Origin of the sequence: Castellaniella sp., from assembly GCF_049650445.1 — a bacterium.
Lineage (GTDB): Bacteria > Pseudomonadota > Gammaproteobacteria > Burkholderiales > Burkholderiaceae_B > Castellaniella.
This window is the reverse complement of record NZ_JBASAD010000035.1, coordinates 19,191-37,596: the sequence shown is the minus strand read 5'-3', so window position 1 is coordinate 37,596 and position 18,406 is coordinate 19,191. Positions and strand designations below refer to the sequence as shown.

The 18,406-nt window shown below is 64.5% G+C and carries 13 protein-coding genes and 1 tRNA gene; 3 read left to right on the top strand and 11 right to left on the bottom strand.

From position 1 onward, the window contains the following. Nucleotides 1–64: 64 nt before the first annotated feature. Nucleotides 65–2,998 carry a putative bifunctional diguanylate cyclase/phosphodiesterase gene (locus WA983_RS12035; protein WP_424312094.1) on the top strand — a complete coding sequence of 978 codons (2,934 nt, stop codon included), beginning with the start codon at nucleotides 65–67 and terminating at the stop codon, nucleotides 2,996–2,998. 72 nt (nucleotides 2,999–3,070) lie between these two features. Here WA983_RS12035 and ccsB read toward each other — a convergent pair whose 3' ends face one another. The 3 genes from ccsB to WA983_RS12020 all read right to left on the bottom strand — a co-directional run bounded on the left by ccsB (nucleotide 3,071) and on the right by WA983_RS12020 (nucleotide 7,395). After that, nucleotides 3,071–4,381: a c-type cytochrome biogenesis protein CcsB gene (gene ccsB / locus WA983_RS12030; protein ID WP_424248318.1), complete on the bottom strand. Its 1,311-nt coding sequence runs from the start codon at nucleotides 4,379–4,381 to the stop codon at nucleotides 3,071–3,073. A gap of 40 nt (nucleotides 4,382–4,421) precedes the next feature. Further along, nucleotides 4,422–6,413 carry a cytochrome c biogenesis protein ResB gene (locus WA983_RS12025; protein WP_424248317.1) on the bottom strand — a complete coding sequence of 664 codons (1,992 nt, stop codon included), beginning with the start codon at nucleotides 6,411–6,413 and terminating at the stop codon, nucleotides 4,422–4,424. A gap of 292 nt (nucleotides 6,414–6,705) precedes the next feature. Next, nucleotides 6,706–7,395: a c-type cytochrome gene (locus WA983_RS12020; RefSeq protein WP_424248304.1), complete on the bottom strand. Its 690-nt coding sequence runs from the start codon at nucleotides 7,393–7,395 to the stop codon at nucleotides 6,706–6,708. Between the two features lie 150 nt (nucleotides 7,396–7,545). Here WA983_RS12020 and yihA point away from each other — a divergent pair, with 150 nt between their 5' ends. Both yihA and hemB read left to right on the top strand, forming a co-directional pair. Next, complete coding sequence (yihA, locus tag WA983_RS12015; protein WP_424312093.1) at nucleotides 7,546–8,169, top strand: ribosome biogenesis GTP-binding protein YihA/YsxC; 624 nt, start codon at nucleotides 7,546–7,548, stop codon at nucleotides 8,167–8,169. Nucleotides 8,170–8,236: 67 nt separating this feature from the next. Continuing rightward, nucleotides 8,237–9,253 (top strand): porphobilinogen synthase, encoded by a 1,017-nt coding sequence (gene hemB / locus WA983_RS12010; RefSeq protein WP_424248301.1) that lies wholly within the window; start codon nucleotides 8,237–8,239, stop codon nucleotides 9,251–9,253. Nucleotides 9,254–9,350: 97 nt separating this feature from the next. Here the strand turns inward: hemB and WA983_RS12005 are convergent, their stop codons facing one another. The 8 genes from WA983_RS12005 to WA983_RS11970 form a co-directional block, all read right to left on the bottom strand. Further along, nucleotides 9,351–10,835 (bottom strand): diguanylate cyclase, encoded by a 1,485-nt coding sequence (locus WA983_RS12005; protein WP_424248299.1) that lies wholly within the window; start codon nucleotides 10,833–10,835, stop codon nucleotides 9,351–9,353. 193 nt (nucleotides 10,836–11,028) lie between these two features. Beyond that, nucleotides 11,029–13,614: a TRAP transporter permease gene (locus WA983_RS12000; protein ID WP_424248297.1), complete on the bottom strand. Its 2,586-nt coding sequence runs from the start codon at nucleotides 13,612–13,614 to the stop codon at nucleotides 11,029–11,031. A 78-nt stretch (nucleotides 13,615–13,692) separates the two neighbouring features. Further along, entirely contained in the window at nucleotides 13,693–14,664 is a 972-nt protein-coding gene (locus WA983_RS11995; RefSeq protein ID WP_424248295.1) for a TAXI family TRAP transporter solute-binding subunit, read from the bottom strand. A gap of 182 nt (nucleotides 14,665–14,846) precedes the next feature. After that, nucleotides 14,847–14,922: transfer RNA gene (locus WA983_RS11990), tRNA-Thr, on the bottom strand. A 31-nt stretch (nucleotides 14,923–14,953) separates the two neighbouring features. Further along, a complete protein-coding gene (locus tag WA983_RS11985) occupies nucleotides 14,954–15,391 on the bottom strand; it encodes a ClpXP protease specificity-enhancing factor (protein ID WP_424248293.1) in 438 nt (145 codons plus the stop codon). A gap of 2 nt (nucleotides 15,392–15,393) precedes the next feature. Beyond that, nucleotides 15,394–16,002: a glutathione S-transferase N-terminal domain-containing protein gene (locus tag WA983_RS11980; protein WP_424248291.1), complete on the bottom strand. Its 609-nt coding sequence runs from the start codon at nucleotides 16,000–16,002 to the stop codon at nucleotides 15,394–15,396. Nucleotides 16,003–16,139: 137 nt separating this feature from the next. Next, nucleotides 16,140–16,988 carry a cytochrome c1 gene (locus WA983_RS11975; protein ID WP_424248290.1) on the bottom strand — a complete coding sequence of 283 codons (849 nt, stop codon included), beginning with the start codon at nucleotides 16,986–16,988 and terminating at the stop codon, nucleotides 16,140–16,142. Nucleotides 16,989–17,019: 31 nt separating this feature from the next. Next, the gene (locus WA983_RS11970; protein ID WP_424248287.1) at nucleotides 17,020–18,405 is read right to left on the bottom strand and encodes a cytochrome b; all 1,386 of its coding nucleotides are present in this window, start codon (nucleotides 18,403–18,405) and stop codon (nucleotides 17,020–17,022) included. Nucleotide 18,406: the final 1 nt, after the last annotated feature.

Here is an 18,406-nt window from a genome sequence, read left to right as displayed (position 1 = left end):
CAATCGCCCATAACCCCGGTTTGTGCCTCCGCCTAGCCGGCCAGTTGTCCAATCTTTCCGTTGCATGGCGACCAAGACGCTTAAATCCCGCCCGCCCGGTCCATCCATCCACTCCGCCGCCGGGCGCGTCTGGTCATACCTCCTGTATGTCGGTATTCCGATCCTGTTCGGACTGGGGCTGCTCGCCGCGCTGCTGCGCCCGCACCCCGGCGATCACGCCGGACAGCCGCTGACCGCCCGATTCCTGCACACCGACGCCAGACTCGATCCGGCGCAGGCGCTGGAACGGCTCCAGTCACGCCCCACCCGGCTTGCAGAATCCGCACCGGCCGGCACGATATGGCTGCTGGCCGATTTGCCCGCCGACCTGGACACCGACTCGCTCGGCCGATTCTCCCTGCTGGTGCCGATCCATCCCATCGTCCCACCAGAATGCCGGCTGACCCACGACCGGTCCGGCGCCCAAACCTCGCCCGAGGCAGCATCCTGGGAAATCCTCGAGGCTCGGGACGACCTGCTCGGGCAGCAGATGCGGCTGCCCAGCGCCTCGATGGCCGACCAGGTCCTGTGCCGAATCAGCCTGCCGTTCCCCACCCGGCTCTCCATCGAGCATTGGCAGCGTCATGAACTGGACGACACGACGACACACACCGCCCAGGGTATCGGCCTGCTGGAAGGCGGGCTGCTGAGCCTGGCGGCCTTTCTGTTCGTCATTGCCCTGACCACGCGCGAACCACCCTACATCGTGCTGGCCTGCTGGATTCTCTGCAATCTGCGCCTGGGCGCCTGGGCGCTGGGCTGGGACCACCAATTTCTCGGTGCCGCCATCTCACCCGACGTCCTGGTCTGGATTCGCAAGCTGACCGTCCTGATCTACTATGTGCTGACGATCCAGCTCTTCACCTCCCTGTTCCAGCCCAGCCTGGACGCCACCACGATGAGCCGCCTGCATCTGGTCGGCCGCTCGACCGCGATCTGCCTGCTGCTGGCCCTGTTGGCCCTGCCCTACGACTGGTTCCAGCTCACGACCTTCCTGACTGCCTGGCTGGCGACGGCTCTGGTCACAGTCACCCTGGTCCACGGCCTGTTCCGCTTCAATACGCGCTCCCAACTCTGGCACACGGTCGGCGTCTGCCTGGCCCTGACCGTCCTGCTGACGGGCCTGGTCCTGATCGGCCTGGGGCACGCAGCCCTGATCGCGCCCTTCCCGGGCGCGGCCGCGCTGCTGCTCTGCAACCTGCTGATCGCCCTGGCGGCCGCCGACAAGATGCGCGAAGAGCGGCAGTTGCGCCTGCGCCAGCGCAACGACCTGATCGCCCGCGACACGCTCACGCCGCTGGGCCTGTTCACCCTGGGCGCCACCCGGCACTTCGAGCACCTGAATCCGAACGCGCGCGAAATCCTCGACCTCTCCCCGGAATCGGACCTGCATACACTCGCCTGGGGCGATTTCTTTCCCAAAGTGGACTGGCTGGAAATCTCCGTGGCCACGGAGCAGGGCCGCGATACGGAGATTCAGCGCATCCAGACCTCGGCAGACACGCCAGCGCGCAATTTCCTGTTGCGCGCCACGCTGGTGGGCAGCCACATCGAGGGCTCTCTGCAGGACATCAGCGCGCGGACTGAAACCCTCCGCAAGCTGCGTCTGATGGCCGACAACGATCCGCTGACCGACACGCTCAACCGGCGCGGGATCGAAAAGACCATGCAGAAGGCCATTGAAAGCCTGCAACAGGCCAACACCCCTTGTGCCCTGGCCTTCCTGGACCTGGATCACCTCAAGCGCGTCAACGACCTGTTCGGCCACTCGACGGGCGACACGCTGCTGCAGATGGTCTGCGAACGGCTGAAATACTCGCTGGCCGATGAGCAGTCTCTGGGTCGTATCGGCAACGACGAGTTCATCGTCCTGTTCCCCGGCATGCGGGCCGGCGAGGCCCGCCGCCACGCCCAGGACATGATCGAGAGCCTGAACGGCTCGGCCCTGTACATCGGCGAACGCGCCTTCCAGCTCAAGAGCGCCATAGGGCTGATCGACATCGACCGCACCATGACGCCCAAGGACGCCATCGCCGCCGCCAGCCGCGCCTGCCGCGACGCCCGCAAGCAGCACCAGGATGTCGTCCTGTACGAGGAAAACGCCCGCGAACTGTTCGATCACATCGACGAACTGCACCTGTTCGAGCAACTGGAAAACAAGGGCACGTCCGAAGACGTCTTCCTGGAGATGCAGCCCATCATGTCGCTGCGCCATCCTCTGCAGACCCTCAATTTCGAGGCACTGCTGCGGGTACGCAACACCGGCGCGCGGCCGCTCCAGACCGGCAAGATCATCCAGGCGGCCGAAGACAGCGGCATGATCACCGCGATCGACAAATGGGTGTTCACGACCCTGCTCGACTGGATGTCCAAGCACCACCTGAAGCTCGGCCAGACCCGCCAGGTCAACGTCAATCTCAGCGGCGTTTCGCTGAACGACGACCGCTTCATCAACGTCCTGTTCGGCATCCTGAATCAGCAGCCGCAATTCACCCGGCGCCTGTGCGTGGAAATCACCGAAGGCGTAGCCTTGCAGGACCTGGAGCGCACCCGCCAGTTCATGCGGCGGCTGCAGCGCATGGGTGCCCGCGTGGCCCTGGACGACTTCGGGGCCGGCTACACCTCATTCTCCTACCTGAAGGAACTGCCGGCCGACATGATCAAGATCGACGGCACCCTGATCCGCGACATGCTGGCCAGCGAGGCCAATATCGCCATCGTCAACAGCATCGTGGACCTGGCCCACAATCTCGGGATGGAGTGCATCGCCGAGTGGGTCGAGGACGTCGCCACCCTGCGATCGCTGGCCGACATGGGCGTGGACTATGTCCAGGGATATGTGATTTCGGGGTCGCGGCCGCCGATGGACATCCTGGCCTGCGACAACATCCTGCCGCTGGTCAAAGACCCGGCTGCCCGCGCCTATATCGAGGAAATCAGCGGACGGCGCCTGTCGTAAGGGCCGCCCACGCAGATCGCCGGGCTCTCTTGCGGCATCGCCCCGGAACGGTCCGGAGCGACCCGCAAGGCATCACAGTTCGCCGTACGAGTGCAGGCCCGACAGGAACATATTGACGCCCAGGAAGGCGAAGCTGGTCACCAGCAGGCCCGACAGCGCCCAGTAGGCGGACATGGCGCCGCGCAGGCCCTTCATCAGGCGCATGTGCAGCCAGGCGGCGTAATTCAGCCAGACGATCAGCGCCCAGGTTTCCTTGGGGTCCCACTGCCAGTAGGTGCCCCAGGCATCGGCCGCCCACAACGCCCCCAGAATCGTCGCCACGGTGAAGAAAGCAAAACCCACCGCGATGGCCCGGTACATGATGTCGTCCAGGATTTCCAGCGAGGGCAGACGCTGGGCGATCGGTGCGCGGAATGCCAGGATCGTGCCCACGATCAGCGCGCCGATGCCGAAATACAGCATCCAGGTGGCCGACAATTCACGCGAGCCGAAGATCAGCGGCTCGGCGCACAGCACCGCCCCCAGGATGAACACCGGCACCAGCGGCTTCCAGGTGCGGGTCTCGCCGTGCGATTTGACCAGGTAGGCGAAACCCACCATGGCCGCCAGACTGAAGGTGCCGTAGCCGATGAAATTCGCCGGGACGTGCAGCTTCATCCACCAGCTTTTCAAGGCGGGGACCAGGGGCTGGATCTGGTAGGCGTCCCGAGTGAAGGAATACCACAGCAGGAACACCACCAGCGAGCTGATCACCAGCAGCACGAAGCCGCCCAGGGCACGCGTGGCGTAACGGCGTTCGTAGTACAGGTAGAACAGCGCCGTGACCAGGCACAGCAGGACGAAGACCTCGTACAGATTGCTGACGGGGATATGTCCGATGTCAGGCCCCAGCAGATGACCTTCGCGCCAGCGCACCAACAGCCCGGTCACCCCGGCGTAGACCGCCGTCCAGGTCAGGACGCTGCCCAGCCAGGCCGCCGTGTCGCTGGCATAGCCGATCCAGTAACAGATCGTCGCCAGCGCAAACAGCGCGCACATCCATAGAATGGCCGATTGCGAGGAGATCAGGTATTTCAGCAGGAAGACGCTCTCGGCCCGCGACAGATCGCCCTGCAGCAGCACGCCTGTGGGGCTGTAGAGCCAGACCGCCAGCAGCGCCGTCAGGCCGGCGGCCACCATCAGGGTACGCAGCGGCCGCCACAACCAGCCCATCCAGCTGAACAGCCCGACCGCGCCGATCAGGATCAGCTTTTCGTAATAATCCATGAACGCGCTGTAGTCCGTCAGCACGTGTGCGGCGCCCGCCGCCAGCAGCAGGAAGAAGCCGAAATCCGTCCAGTCGGGCCGACCCCGTCGGCCTCGCCGGTCACCACTGGCGTTCATGTGTTGCGGCCAGGCGGCCGCGCCGCGTGCGGCGATGGAATCAGACGTCATGATTGTGTCCTCCGGACAGGCGGCGCAGGGCATCCCGCAACCGTTCGAATTCGTGGTTGAAATCCAGGGTGCGCCGCTGGGTGGTCATGGCGGCCAGCCAGGTGCTGCCCCCATCCTGCGGCCGGATCCACACCCAGACGCGGCGCTCGCGGATGTAGAACATAGAGAACACCCCCAGCACCAGCAGCAGGCAGCCGATGTAGACGACGTTCTTGCCGGGGCTGCGAGCCACCTGAAAGACACTGGCCTGGACCTGCTCGAAGCCGGTCAACTGCAAGGCCACAGGCGCAGGATAATCCGGCAGCGTTGCCAGCGCCAGCACGGCCAGGCGCATCCACTGGCGCTCGTGTTCCGCATCGGGCCCCTGGAGGTCGAGCATGGGCTCGCCGTCGCGCGCCCGTGCGAGGTTGCGCAGTTCGGTCAGACTGAGCTGGATCATGGGCACGGCGAAATTCAGGATCTTTTCCCGCTGGTCGGCGGGTGCGGCGTCGATGATGCCGTTGAAGCCGTCGCGCGCAAAAGTCCGCAGCGCCCCGCGCGCGGCCTGGAACATCAGCTCGCGCTGCTCGCCCTCGGGCGCATTGTGGTCCGCGAACCGCTGCGCGGCCTGATCGCGCAGATCGGCGTCACCCAGCGCGGCGCGCAACCGCATGAATTCCGCCATCGTGCCCTGACCGTCCGCCGGGACGCGCAGATAGCGATAGGGCTGCGAAGCCGTGTCGCGCACCCCCATCAGGAACACCGGGGAGTCGTCGATCTTCACCGGCAGCAGGTACTGGTTGAATTCGTGCGCCTGGCCATCGGCACCGATCAGCCGGTACTGCACGCTGGGCCCGACGTTACGCAAGCCGTCGTCGCGCGGCCGGGCCGCACTGCCGGTCACGGCGGCCACGTGCGCGACCACGTCGGCCGGCTGCGGATTCTGGCCATCGCCCATGTTCTCGACGTTGATCACGCGCAGGCCGGTATAGTCCACCGTCACCCCGCCCAGGCTGCCGGGCAGTTTCGACTCGGTGCCGACCTTGCCGGAAACATCCACCGGCTGCGCGGCGGCGCCCTGCAGAGGCCAGGCCTTCAGTTGCAGGCTGCTGCCGCCATCATCGAAGCTGGACTGGTAGACGGTGACGCCACGGTAGCGCAGCGGCTCGTTCACCTGGATCGTCTGGTCGAAGGTCTTGCCGGTCGCCAGATCGGTCACCGTCACGTCGCTGCGAAAGTCGCTGGGCATGCCGGTGTCGTAGTAGGCGATGTGAAATTTATTGAGCTTGAGTGTGAAGGGCAACGGTTGCAGCAGCACGCCCTGGCCCGCCGACACGATGCCCACGCTGCTCTGCTTGCCATCAGGCACCAGCATATTGGCGCGGAAGCTGGGGTTGCGCGCCGACAGGCGGCCGGACTCGGGCACGTCGGAAATCAGCATATTGCCGATCACAGGCTGCTTGTCGAACAGCCAGGTCTGCAGCCGCACCGGCAGTTCGCTGTCCAGCAACCCACCCAGACAGATCACCACGATGGCCACGTGCGCAAAGATGTAGCCCAGGCGGTTGGCCGCACCCTTTTTCGCGGCCACCATACGGCTGTCGCCGTCTGCGCGCACCCGGTAGCGAAAGCCCTGGGCCTGCAGCAGCGCGCCCACCTCGGCACAGGCCTGGTCGGGCGTGCGGGCGCTGTCCAGTTCGACCCGGTGATGAAAGGCCTTGAGGCTGGAGCCGCGCACATATTCCCGGAACGAGCGCATGTCACGCAGCATCTTCGGCGCGTTGCGCAGCACGCACAGCGTGGTCGACAGGACCAGAAAAGCCATGATCAGCAGGAACCAGGCGCTGTTGTAGATGTGCCAGATGGAGAACTGATCGAAGACCGCGAACCAGAACGGTCCGAACTGATCAACGTAGGTGTTGGCTCCCTGGTTCTGCGGCAACACGGTGCCGATCAGGCTGGCCACACAGATGAACACCAGCAGGCTGATGGCGAAACGCATCGAACCCAGCAGTTCGATGACATCGGCGCCCAAGGCGCGGGAACTGGAAGAAGACGCCACGGCGGCCCGGCTCACGAGAAATAAAACGAATAAAATGCCCCCGCGCTGCGCCTTCGGCTTGCCGCCCCCCAAGGGGGCGCTTTTTGCCTTGGGGCGGCCCGGCGGTAAAAAAACGGGGGGTGCGCTTGCGCGTGCCCCCCCTCGATCCAGAATATTTTAAGTTTTAACGATACTCCGGTACGTGCCGGGATCCCTCCAAGACCCTGTGCACGACCGGGAAATACGCCCGCACCTAGCGCAGACCGGCGGCGTAGTCAGCGACGGCAGCCAGGTCCTTGTCGTTCATGCGGTCGGCGATGTCGTACATGATGCCGTTGGCCCGGTCGCCCGAGCGGAACAGCTTGAGCTGATCCAGCAGGTATTCAGGATGCTGGCCGGCCAGACGGGGAAATTCGGCCGGCAGACCGGCACCATTGGCCGAGTGACAGGCCGCACAGGCCGGAACCTGGCGATCGGCGATGCCGGCGCGCCAGATGGTCTGGCCGCGCTCCACGGAGGCTTCTTTGCTGGCGGTGCCGGCCTTGTCCCAATCCATCTTCTGGTGCGACAGGTACAGCGACACGTTCTGGATGTCCTGAGCCGTCAGCGCCGGCGCAATGGTGGACATGATCGACGGCGCGCCGTCAGCCCCCGTACGCACGGCGGGCTTGTCGCCCTGCGGTGCAAAATCGCGCAACTGCTTGGCGATGTATTCATGCGGCATCGCGGCCAGATTGGGGTTCATGGGGATGGTGCTGTTGCCGCCGTCCCCGTGACAGGTGACACAGGCCAGCACACCGCGCGCCATATCGCCGTTGACATACAGCTGTTCGCCGGCCTTGGCATCGGGTTTTTGCGCATCTTCGGCATGGGCGAGGCCGGGCAGAGCGCCGGCGAGAATCAGGCTGCCGGCCATGAACACACTGGAAAGCGCACGCTTCATGAGATCCTCGGTGGTGATTCGTTCACAGCGCCGGAGGTCGGCGCCTGACAGGGCCGGCATCGTATCCGCCCGGGATACGCGATGCGCGGCAACATTCAATCCGAAATTATACAATAGGCTTCACCCGCCCCACTTGTCGAGCCCTCCCTAGTGTCCCTCCTCCATCGCGCCCGGTTTACCGTGTCCGCCGCCCGGCTGGACCAACTGCCCGCCCCGACCACCGCCGAAGTCTGTTTCGTCGGCCGCTCCAACTCGGGCAAGTCCTCCGCCATCAACGTGTTGACCAACCAGCGGCGGCTGGCTTTTTCCAGCAAAACGCCCGGCCGTACGCGTCTGATCAACCTGTTCGGACTGCCCGACCCGATCGATCCGGATGCCTGGCTCGGCTTTCTGGTGGACCTGCCCGGCTACGGCTATGCCGCCGTGGACCGCGCGGCACGCGACGAGTGGGCCGAGGTCCTGGGCGGCTACCTGCACGAACGCTCCAGTCTGGCGGGCGTGGTGCTGCTGATCGATATCCGCCGGGGGGTCACCGACCTGGACCGACGCCTGTCTCGCTGGATCGCCCTGCGCGGCCTGCCGACCCTGGCACTGCTGACCAAGGCCGACAAGCTGCCCTACGGTCAGCGCATCCAGGCCGCCGCACGTGCGCGTAAAGACCTGGCCGACATCGGCACCCTGACCGCGCTGCCCTTTTCCGCCACCCACCGCATCGGCCTGGACGAGGCCGCCGTCCATATCGAAAACTGGATTTCGCCCCAGGCCGTGCCCTGAGCGCGCCGACGACCCGTAGCCCTTTCACCGCCCCGCCGCGTACGGCGGATGTTTTCCGGAGTACCGCATGACCGCCTTCCTGCCTCCCGTCGATTTCCCCACCGCGCGCCTGCGCCGCAACCGGCGCGACGATTTTTCCCGCCGCCTGGTGCGTGAAACTCGCCTGTCCACGGACGACCTGATCTATCCGGTCTTCGTCTGCGAGGGCCGCGATGTGCGCGATCCGGTGTCCTCGATGCCCGACGTGGTGCGGCAGTCCCCCGACGTCCTGCTGCGCACGGCCGAACAATGCCTGGAACTGGGCATCCCCGTGCTGGCCCTGTTCCCGCACATCGATCCGTCCCTGAAGACGCCCGACGGCCTGGAGGCCGCCAACCCGGACGGTCTGATCCCGCGCACCGTGTCGCTGCTGAAATCGAACTTCCCCGAACTGGGCGTGCTGACCGACGTGGCCCTGGACCCTTACACCAGCCACGGACAGGACGGCCTGATCGACGCCGACGGTCAGTTGCTGAACGAGCCCACGGTGGCCATGCTGGTGCGCCAGGCCCTGACCCACGCCCAGGCGGGCGTGGACATTGTCGCTCCCAGCGACATGATGGACGGGCGCATCGGCGCCGTGCGCCAGGCACTGGACGCCCAGGACCGCATCCACACCCGCATCATGGCCTACTCGGCCAAGTACGCCAGCGCCTTCTACGGGCCCTTCCGCGACGCGGTGGGCTCGGCCGCCAACCTGGGCGCCTCGAACAAGTTCACCTACCAGATGGACCCGGCCAATCGCCTGGAGGCCCTGCGCGAAGTCGCCGCCGACATCCGCGAGGGCGCCGACATGGTGATGGTGAAACCCGGTCTGCCCTATCTGGACATCCTGCGCGAGGTCAAGGACGCCTTCGGCATGCCCACCTACGCCTACCAGGTCAGCGGCGAATACGCCATGATCAAGGCCGCCGCCGCCAACGGCTGGCTGGACCACGACAAGGTGATGATGGAATCCCTGCTGGCCTTCAAGCGCGCCGGCGGCGACGGCATCCTGACGTATTTCGCCATCGCTGCGGCGAAGATCCTGCGCGGGCAGGGGTAGGCCGCTTGCGCCCACCTCGCGGCCTGCATGCCGCTCGGATTCGTCCGGCATAGGACAGTCGCAAGGGGACTGTCCTATGTCCCGCCTCATCCCGTGCTCAGGCGTCGCACGACGTCGGGGACGGCTCCGCCGCCCCCCCGGTCCCCTCGGCGTCTTCCGTGCCGTGGACACAGTAACGGTTGCGGCCCTGGGATTTGGCCTGATAGAGCGCCTGGTCGGCATGCGACAGCAGCTTGGCCAGACCGGCCGGCGGGCCCTGCCGGTCGTGGACGATGCCGATGCTGACCGTGAGCCGCAGGGGCTCGTCGCTGTCGAGGTAGAGACGGATCTTTTCCACGCAGGCGCGCAGTCGTTCCGCGATCTCGGCGGCATCCTCGGGCGAACAGTCGGGCAGCATGAGGCCGAATTCCTCGCCGCCCAGCCGCCCGAACAGGTCCTCGGGACGAATGGCTTCGCGGATGGTGCGGGAAAATTCGCGCAGCACATTGTCCCCGGCGGCATGGCCGTGCTGGTCATTGATCCGTTTGAAATGGTCGATGTCCAGCATCATCAGCCCGTTGCCGTAAGGGGCCGGGGGAATCCGTTGGAGATATTCCTGAGCGCCCCGTGTGAACGCCGGGCGGGACAGGGCCTGCGTCAGATCATCGTGGTCCAGCGCGCGGTTCAGGGACACGATCAGGTCGCTGCGTGCGGCCAGCACGCTGGACATGAGCAGCGGCACGATCATCAGCAACAGGACGCCTATCTGCAGTGAGACCCGGCTCCAGGCGAACAGCGACAGCAGGCCGCCCGGCACCAGGGCCCAGACGGCCTCGAAACCGAGCAGCACACCCAAGGCCGACAGCAGCGCCAGCCAGGCTACCGTCCATTGCTGATACGCGTGCGTGCAGTACAGCAGGGCGCCGAACGGCAGCATCAAAGCGCCGGGCCCACCCAGCAGAAAACACAAGGCCAGGCTGGCCGCCAGCAGCAGCCCCGGCATGCGCGCAGGCCAATCCCTCAGATGCTGCAGCAGTCCTCGATCCCGATGGCGGCGATCATCCCCGGGCAGCGCCATCGCGGGCAGCAGCAGGATGGGCAGCAGGAACAGGCAATAGCCCAGCCATTGGCCGAACAAACTGCCGGCGATGTTTTCCAGAGACGCCGCAGCAGGAGGCCGCCAGAAGCCGGTGAGCAGGCCGAGGGTCACCGTGGCCGCCGCCGCCGACAGGCCGGCCAACAGCATCCGGACCACGGCCCGGGGCGTGCGCAGATTGTCCAGCGGCCAGAAACGCCCCAGGAGGAGCCAGGCCACCCCGACGCCCGCCAGATCCGCCAGGCCGCCGGCCACGGCCTGGGGAGCCCCCAGACTCAGGCGCGCCAGCATCAGGCCGACGCCCATCAGCGCCCAGGACAAAGGGCGGATGGGTGCCCCGTGCCGCAGCAGCAGACCCACCAGAATCGCGTTCGCCGGCCACAGGGCCACCCGGGCGAACGCCGGCTGGAGCAGCAGGCTGGCCACGGTCAGCAGAAACGCCGCAACAGCGACCCACGCCGCCTGAATGGCCGTCGTATCGAGGGAAATGGTCTGCGGGCGCATCATCCTCATGCCGTTCGGATACCGTCTGGAGCCGTCCGCCGGACGGACTCATCGGCACCGCCACAGCCTTGTTTAGAATGTAACCGTCAATGATAGCCAGTTTCTGCAATCGTGAAAATCACATTCGTGGTGCAGGCCGCCGCACACGTGAAAAGGCCGCCCTGAACGGGGCGGCCCGGCGCTAAAAAGGCAACACTCAGCCTTTTCTGCGCCGTAACTGAGCCAGCATCAGCAGCCCGAGCACCAGCAGCGTCGGCAGCAGCATCCATTCCGGCGCAGGCCGGTCGTTGGGCACTTCCAGACCGGTGATCGCGTAGCCCTGGCCGACGCCCATCCGGTCCGCCTGGCTGCCGAAGCGCACGGCGATGATGTCCAGCCGGTCGCCGTTGACCAAGGTGCGCAGTCCCGTTTCCTGCAACCGTGCGGGCGCGGGCCCCGGCTTGCCCAGGGTCAGCAGGACACCCTTGGAAATCAGTCTGCCGTCCAGGTCTTCGCCTTCGATCCAGAGCCGCAGGGGATGCTCTGCGGGCGCTTCCTCGACGACCGCCATGACGCGGCTGGCGGGCTCCAGCGTGTAGGGCGGAATCACCCGATCCATCCAGAACCCCGGCCGGAACAGCGAAAAGGCGATCACCAGCAGCGCCAAGGTTTCATACCAGCGGTTGCGTGCCAGGAACCACCCCTGGGTGGCCGCCACGAAGACCAGATTGGCCGCAATGGCGGAGGCAATCGTAATGACCAGTTGGACAGGACCGCCGATGTCGATCAGCAGCAGTTGCGTGTTGAAGATGAACATGAACGGCAGCACCGCCGTCCGGATGCTGTAGCCAAACGCCGTCACGCCCGTCTTGATGGGGTCGGTGCGGGCAATGCCCGCGGCGGCATACGAGGCCAGTCCCACGGGGGGCGTCACATCGGCCATCAGGCCGAAGTAGAACACGAACATATGGACGGCGATCAGCGGCACCAGCAGCCCGCTTTGCGCACCCAGTTCCACCACCACGGGCGCCATCAGGGTGGAGACCACGATGTAATTGGCCGTGGTCGGCAGGCCCATGCCCAGGATCAGGCAGATGACCGCCACCATGATCAACATGATGAACAGATTGCCGCCCGAGATCATCTCGACGAACTCGGTCATGACCAGCCCCACGCCGGTCAGCGTAACCGTACCGACGATGATGCCGGCCGCCGCAGTCGCCAGACCGATGGCGATCATGTTGCGCGCCCCGGTGACCAGCCCGCCGAGCAGATCGCGGCCGCCCTGGCGCAAGGGCGTCTCCAGGTCCTGGTGTCCCCGGAACCAGGCGATCAGGGGGCGCTGGGTGACCAGGATGAAGATCAGGAATACCGTGGCCCAGAAGGCCGAGGTGGCAGGCGAGAGCTGCTCGACCATCAGGTTCCAGATCAAGGCCACCACCGGCAGCAGGAAGTACAGGCCGGACTTCAGGGTCGGCCCGATATCGGGCAGCGTCTCCAGTGGCTGCTCCGGGTCGTCCATCTGCAGTTCCGGATAGCGCGTGCTGAATTTCAGCAGACCGACGTAGGCGCCCCCCAGCAACAAGGCGGCGATCAACACGGAGGCATCGCCCGCAACGGTCTTGATCCAGCCGAAACCGTAATACACGATCGCAGCCAGGATGATCAGGCCGCTGACCGTCATGCCCATGGAGATCAGGCGCTGCGTCCAGGGCGCGGCATGCGCGCGCGGAATCCCGTGGATGCCGGCCTTGATGGCTTCCAGATGCACGATGTAGAACAGCGCAATATAGGAGATCAGAGCGGGCAGGATGGCGTGCTTGACCACCTCAGAATACGGGATGCCGACGTATTCCACCATCAGAAAGGCGGCAGCCCCCATGACGGGCGGCATGATCTGCCCGTCGACCGAAGCCGCCGATTCGACCGCGCCGGCCTTGTCCGGTCGGTAGCCCACCCGCTTCATCAACGGAATGGTAAAGGTGCCGGTGGTCACCACATTGGCAATCGAGGATCCCGAAATGACCCCCGTCGCTGCCGAAGCCAGCACGGCGGCCTTGGCCGGACCGCCCCGCAGGCCGCCCAGCAGCGAAATCGCCGATTGGATGAAGTAATTGCCCGCGCCGGCCGTCTCCAGCAAGGCGCCGAACAGCACGAACAGGAAGATGAAACTGGTGGACACGCCCAGCGCCACACCATAGACGCCTTCAGTGGTCAGCCACAGGTGGGACATGCCCTTGCTCAGTGAAATCGCCTGGTGAGCGATCATCTCGGGCATGTAGGGACCGAGGAAGATGTAGCCGATGAACACCACCGCCATGATGACCAGGGGCATGCCCAGGGCGCGGCGGGTGGCCTCCAGCAAGGTGAGCAGGCCGAGGACGGCCACGACCAGATCCTGAGGGGTCGGCAAGCCCGGTCGGCTGGACAGGGCCTCGTAGAACACATACAGATAGCTGGCGCAGAAGGCGCCCACGACGGCCAGTACCCAGTCTGCAACGGGGATCTGGCGGCGCGACGAACGCTTGAACGCAGGGAACAGCAGAAAGCCCAGAAAGACCGCGAACGCCAGGTGGACGGCACGCGACTCGGTGGTATTCAGCACCCCGATGCCGAAGGTGAACGGCAGCGGCGAAGCAATCCAGAGCTGAAACAGGGACCAGGCCAGCGCAGTCAGCATGACGAAGCGGCCGATGACGCCTTGCGGGGAGCGTCCCCCCGTATCGGCTTCGGCCACCATCTGCTGCAATTGTTCGCGGCTCAGGCTCGGGGAAGCGGTTTCATGATCGCGTGGGAGGGCCAAACGTCAGTCTCCTGTGACAAAAGGTGCAGCCTGCGCAGCAGACCGCACCCTGGGTAGTTGGCGTGAAGCGGCGCGGAATTACATCCAGCCCTTTTCTTTGTAGTACTTGACCGCGCCTTCGTGCAGGGGAGCCGACAGACCGTCCTTGATCATGTGCCCGGACTCCAGATTGGCGAAGGCTGGGTGCAGTTTCTTGAACTCATCGAAATGCTCGAACACTGCCTTGGTCAACTGATAGACGACGTCGGGCGAGGCCTTGTCGGAAGTCACCAGCGTGGCCAGCACGCCATAGGTCGTCACATCGTCCGGATTATTGGCGTAGGTGCCGCCCGGGATGGTGGTGCTGGCGTAGTAGGGGTACTCGGCGATGAGCTGATCGATGGCCGGTCCAGTGACATTGACCAGTTGGGCCGCGCAGGTGGTGGTCACGTCCTGCAGGTTGGCGGACGGGTTGCCGACCACATAGGCGAAGCCGTCGATCTTGTTGTCGCACAACGCCGCGCCGTGCTCATCCGCTTTCAGCTCGGACGCCAGGGTGAAGTCCGACTTCTGCAAGCCCAGCTTCGGCAGCAGCTGATCGACCGTGGCACGCTGGCCCGACCCTGGGTTACCGATGTTGAAACGCTTGCCCTTGAAGTCCTGGAACTGTTTGACTCCGGATTCCTTGCGGGCCGCAACCATGAGCGGTTCCGGGTGGATGGAGAAAATGGCGCGCAGGCCGTCCATCGCCCCCTTGTCCTTGAACTGGCCCTCCCCCTTGGTGGCGTTGTACTGGACGTCGGACTGCACGACGCCGATATCCAGTTCCCCGGCTCGGATGGTGTTGACGTTGTAGACGGAGCCGCCCGTGCTTTCCACCGAACAGCGGATCCCGGTCTGGGCGCGGTCCTTGTTCATCAAGCGGCAGACGGCGCCGCCGACGGCGTAATAGACCCCGGTCACACCACCCGTGCCGATCGTGACGAACTGGGTCTGCGCCGACGCAGGGGTCGCGCCCAGCGCAAGGCCGGCGGACAGCGCGGCGGCGGCCAGGACGTTCAGTTTGATCATGTCATCTCTCCTTCGTGGATGTACTGAAGCATTTGTTGCGTAAGGCAGTAGTTTACGCAACATACGGTGTCATAACATCCGGGATTTCCTGATGCTCGGCTTGCCAGCAAGGAGGTTTTAGGGGGCTCAGAAGCGAAAACGCCGCCCGGATGAATGGGGCGGCGTTTTCGTATGAATCGGACTGGTGCCGGCTAGAGGAATCGAACCCCCGACCTTCTCATTACAAGTGAGCTGCTCTACCAACTGAGCTAAGCCGGCCAAGGATCGTCATTCTACAGGACTGGAAATCCTATTTGACGACCTTCAAGTGGGATGGTTTGGGCGCGTCCGGGCCATCATCCGACGGCGCCGGGGTGCCACTGGCCGGAGCCGGCTGCGGCGCGGGCTGCTCGTCACCGCCCGGGTAGGGGCGCGAGGCCACGACCTCGAAGCCCATGCCGGCACCGGTTTCACGGGCGTAGACCGCCGACACGGCCCCCACGGGGATGAACAGGTGTTCTACCGCACCGTTGAAGCGGGATTCGAATTCGATGTATTCGTTGCCCAGCGTCAGACGATTGGTGGCCAGGTGGCTGATGTTCAGCGTGATCTGGCCGTCATGGACGTGGGCAAGCGGCACCACGGTATTGTCATCGACAGTGACCACCAGGTAGGGGGTGTAGCCGTTATCCGTGCACCACTCGTGCAGCGCACGGATCAGATACGGTTTGGTCGAAGATTCCTGCATGGTCAACGGCGCATGACCTTTTCGGACGGCGTCAGGGCTTCGATGTAGGCGGGGCGCGAAAACAGGCGCTCGGCGTACTTCTGGATCGGAGCGGCACTCTTGGGCAGTTCGATGCCGTAATGGCCCAGACGCCACAGCAGCGGGGCCACGGCCACGTCCAGCATGGAGAATTCTTCACCCAGCATGAACTTGTTCTTGACCAGCAAGGGGGCCAGTTGGGCCAGGCGGTCACGGATATTGGCGCGGGCCGCGTCACGGATCTTTTCGTCGGTGATGCTGCGGTTTTCCAGCGTGGACACGTGAACGAACAGTTCCTTTTCGAAGTTGTACAGGAACAGACGGGTGCGCGCCCGCATGATCGGATCGGCCGGCATCAGTTGGGGATGCGGGAAGCGCTCGTCGATGTATTCGTTGATGATGTTCGACTCGTACAGGACCAAGTCGCGCTCGACCAGGATGGGCACCTGGCCGTAGGGATTCATCACCGCGATGTCTTCGGGCTTGTTGTACAGGTCGATGTCACGGATTTCGAAATCCATGCCCTTTTCGAACAGCACGAAGCGGCAGCGTTGCGAAAAGGGGCAGGTCGTTCCGGAATAGAGCACCATCATGTCGTGGGTTCCCATGCAAAAAAAGACAAAGAACACGCGCGGTCCCGAAAACACAAACCAGGCGTGACAACGCCTGGCTGGCATCTCGGCCCGCGCGGCCGAAGGGTCATGCGCCCCGCCAGGGGGCGCGATGATCCTTAGCGGACGTGTTTCCAGTATGCCGCATTCATGCGGATGGCGACAAACAGGAACAGGAACAGGAACAGCATGACCCAGACACCGATCTGCTTGCGTGCCAACTGGCCAGGTTCCGCCATCCAGCCCAGGAAGTTGCTGAGGTCGGCGACGTCGCTTTCGAACTTGCTGAAGGTCTTGGCGTCGGCGGAGTCGAAGCGCGTCACGCGCGTGGCCTCGCCGGTGTAGTCCTTCAGGGCTTCGGACTTGACGGTCGGGATGCCGTCGGCGTCATAGACCGTGGTGGTGCGTTCCCAGTGCGGATTACCCTGGGCATCGGCGACCTGATGGACCGCGATGTCGGTGAAGCTGCGCGGGCCTTCGAGTTCCCAAAGCGCGTTGGGCATGCCGACGCTGGGGAAGACAACGTTGTTCCAGCCGGTCTTCGTGGTGGAATCGCGGTAGAAGGTACGCAGATAGGTGTAGATGTAGTCCACGCCCGACGGGCCGAAGTTGGTGCTCTTGGCGCGCGCGATCACGGACAGATCCGGGGGCGCGGCGCCGAACCATTTCTTCGCGTCAGCGGGGGTCATGGAGATCGTCATCAAGTCACCGATCTTCTCGCGAGAGAAGAGCAGGTTTTTCTTGATCTCGTCTTCCGACAGACCCAGATCCATGAGCTTGTTGTAGCGCATGGAATTGGCGCTGTGACAGTTCAGGCAATAGTTGACGAACAGTTTGGCGCCATTTTGCAGCGCCGCCAGGTCGGTGATGCGGTCGGGGGTGCGATCCAGGTGTGCGCCGCCCTCGGCGGCGAGAGCCAGCGTGCAGGTCAGGGACAGGGCCAGGGCACCGAGCAGTTTTTTCAGCATGATCTTTCCGTGACAGTCAGTGGTTCGGCCTTCAGTGGGCCCGGAAGGTGACGCGGTCGGGAACCTGTTTGAAGGTACCCAAGCGGCTCCAGACGGGCATCGCCAGGAAGAACGCCAGATAGAGGACCGTGCCGATCTGGCCGATGAGCGTGGCAGTGTCCGAAACCGGCTGCGTCCCCAGGTAACCCAGGATCAGGAAGTCGACGATGAAGATCCCGTACAGCACCTTGTGCCAGTTGGGACGATAGCGGATCGACTTGACCGGGGAATGATCCAGCCACGGCAGGAAGAACAGGATGACGACGGCACCGCCCATGGACACCACGCCCCAGAACTTGGCGTCCAGGACCTTCAGCAGGATGGCGACCACGACCAGGATGCCGGGCACGGCCAGGCGCCAGATGCCCGAGAGCTTGCCCTTGGCGAACAGCGCCACGGCGGCCAGCAGGGCACCCGCAGCCAGCACCCAGGTGAAGTCGCTGGTGGTGGCGCGCAGCATGGTGTAGAACGGCGTGAAATACCAGACCGGCGCGATGTGCGGCGGTGTCTTCAGCGGGTCGGCCGGGATGAAGTTGTTGTACTCCAGGAAGTAGCCGCCCATTTCAGGGCCGAAGAAGATGATCGCGGCAAACACGATCAGGAAACCCGCCACGCCGACGATGTCGTGCACCGAGTAGTAGGGATGGAAGGGAATGCCGTCCACGGGGTGGCCGTTCTTGTCCTTCGGACCCTGCTTGATCTCGACGCCGTCGGGGTTGTTGGAACCCACTTCGTGCAGCGCGATGATGTGCGCCACGACCAGGCCGATCAGCACCAGCGGGATGGCGATCACATGGAAGGCGAAGAAGCGGTTCAGGGTGGCGTCGGACACGACGTAGTCGCCGCGGATCCACAGGGACAGTTCAGGGCCGATGAAGGGGATGGCCGAGAACAGGTTCACGATCACCTGGGCGCCCCAGTAGGACATCTGGCCCCAGGGCAGCAGGTAACCGAAGAAGGCCTCGCCCATCAGACACAGGAAGATGCCCACGCCGAAGATCCAGACCAGTTCGCGCGGCTTGCGGTAAGAGCCGTAGAACAGGCCGCGCAGCATGTGCAGGTAGACCACGACGAAGAACATCGAGGCGCCGGTGGAGTGCATGTAGCGGATGAACCAGCCGCCCGGCACTTCGCGCATGATGTATTCGACGGACTCGAAGGCGAAACGCGCATCGGGCTTGTAGTTCATCACCAGGAAGATCCCGGTGACGACCTGGATCACCAGCACCATCAGCGCCAGCGAACCAAAGAAATACCAGAAGTTGAAGTTTTTCGGCGCGTAGTACTCGGACATGTGCTCCTTGAACATTTTGCTCAAGGGGAAGCGGTTGTCCACCCAGCCCAGCAACCCGGTCGTCTCGACGTTTTTATCGGCCATG

Bases quoted from the DNA above. Each gene is read 5' to 3' on its own strand.
- WA983_RS12035 (WP_424312094.1), top strand. From the start codon at position 65: ATGGCGACCAAGACGCTTAAATCCCGCCCGCCCGGTCCATCCATCCAC.
- ccsB (WP_424248318.1), bottom strand. From the start codon at position 4,381: ATGAACGCCAGTGGTGACCGGCGAGGCCGACGGGGTCGGCCCGACTGG.
- WA983_RS12025 (WP_424248317.1), bottom strand. From the start codon at position 6,413: ATGCGTTTCGCCATCAGCCTGCTGGTGTTCATCTGTGTGGCCAGCCTG.
- WA983_RS12020 (WP_424248304.1), bottom strand. From the start codon at position 7,395: ATGAAGCGTGCGCTTTCCAGTGTGTTCATGGCCGGCAGCCTGATTCTC.
- hemB (WP_424248301.1), top strand. From the start codon at position 8,237: ATGACCGCCTTCCTGCCTCCCGTCGATTTCCCCACCGCGCGCCTGCGC.
- WA983_RS12005 (WP_424248299.1), bottom strand. From the start codon at position 10,835: ATGATGCGCCCGCAGACCATTTCCCTCGATACGACGGCCATTCAGGCG.
- WA983_RS11995 (WP_424248295.1), bottom strand. From the start codon at position 14,664: ATGATCAAACTGAACGTCCTGGCCGCCGCCGCGCTGTCCGCCGGCCTT.
- WA983_RS11985 (WP_424248293.1), bottom strand. From the start codon at position 15,391: ATGCAGGAATCTTCGACCAAACCGTATCTGATCCGTGCGCTGCACGAG.
- WA983_RS11980 (WP_424248291.1), bottom strand. From the start codon at position 16,002: ATGATGGTGCTCTATTCCGGAACGACCTGCCCCTTTTCGCAACGCTGC.
- WA983_RS11975 (WP_424248290.1), bottom strand. From the start codon at position 16,988: ATGCTGAAAAAACTGCTCGGTGCCCTGGCCCTGTCCCTGACCTGCACG.
- WA983_RS11970 (WP_424248287.1), bottom strand. From the start codon at position 18,405: ATGGCCGATAAAAACGTCGAGACGACCGGGTTGCTGGGCTGGGTGGAC.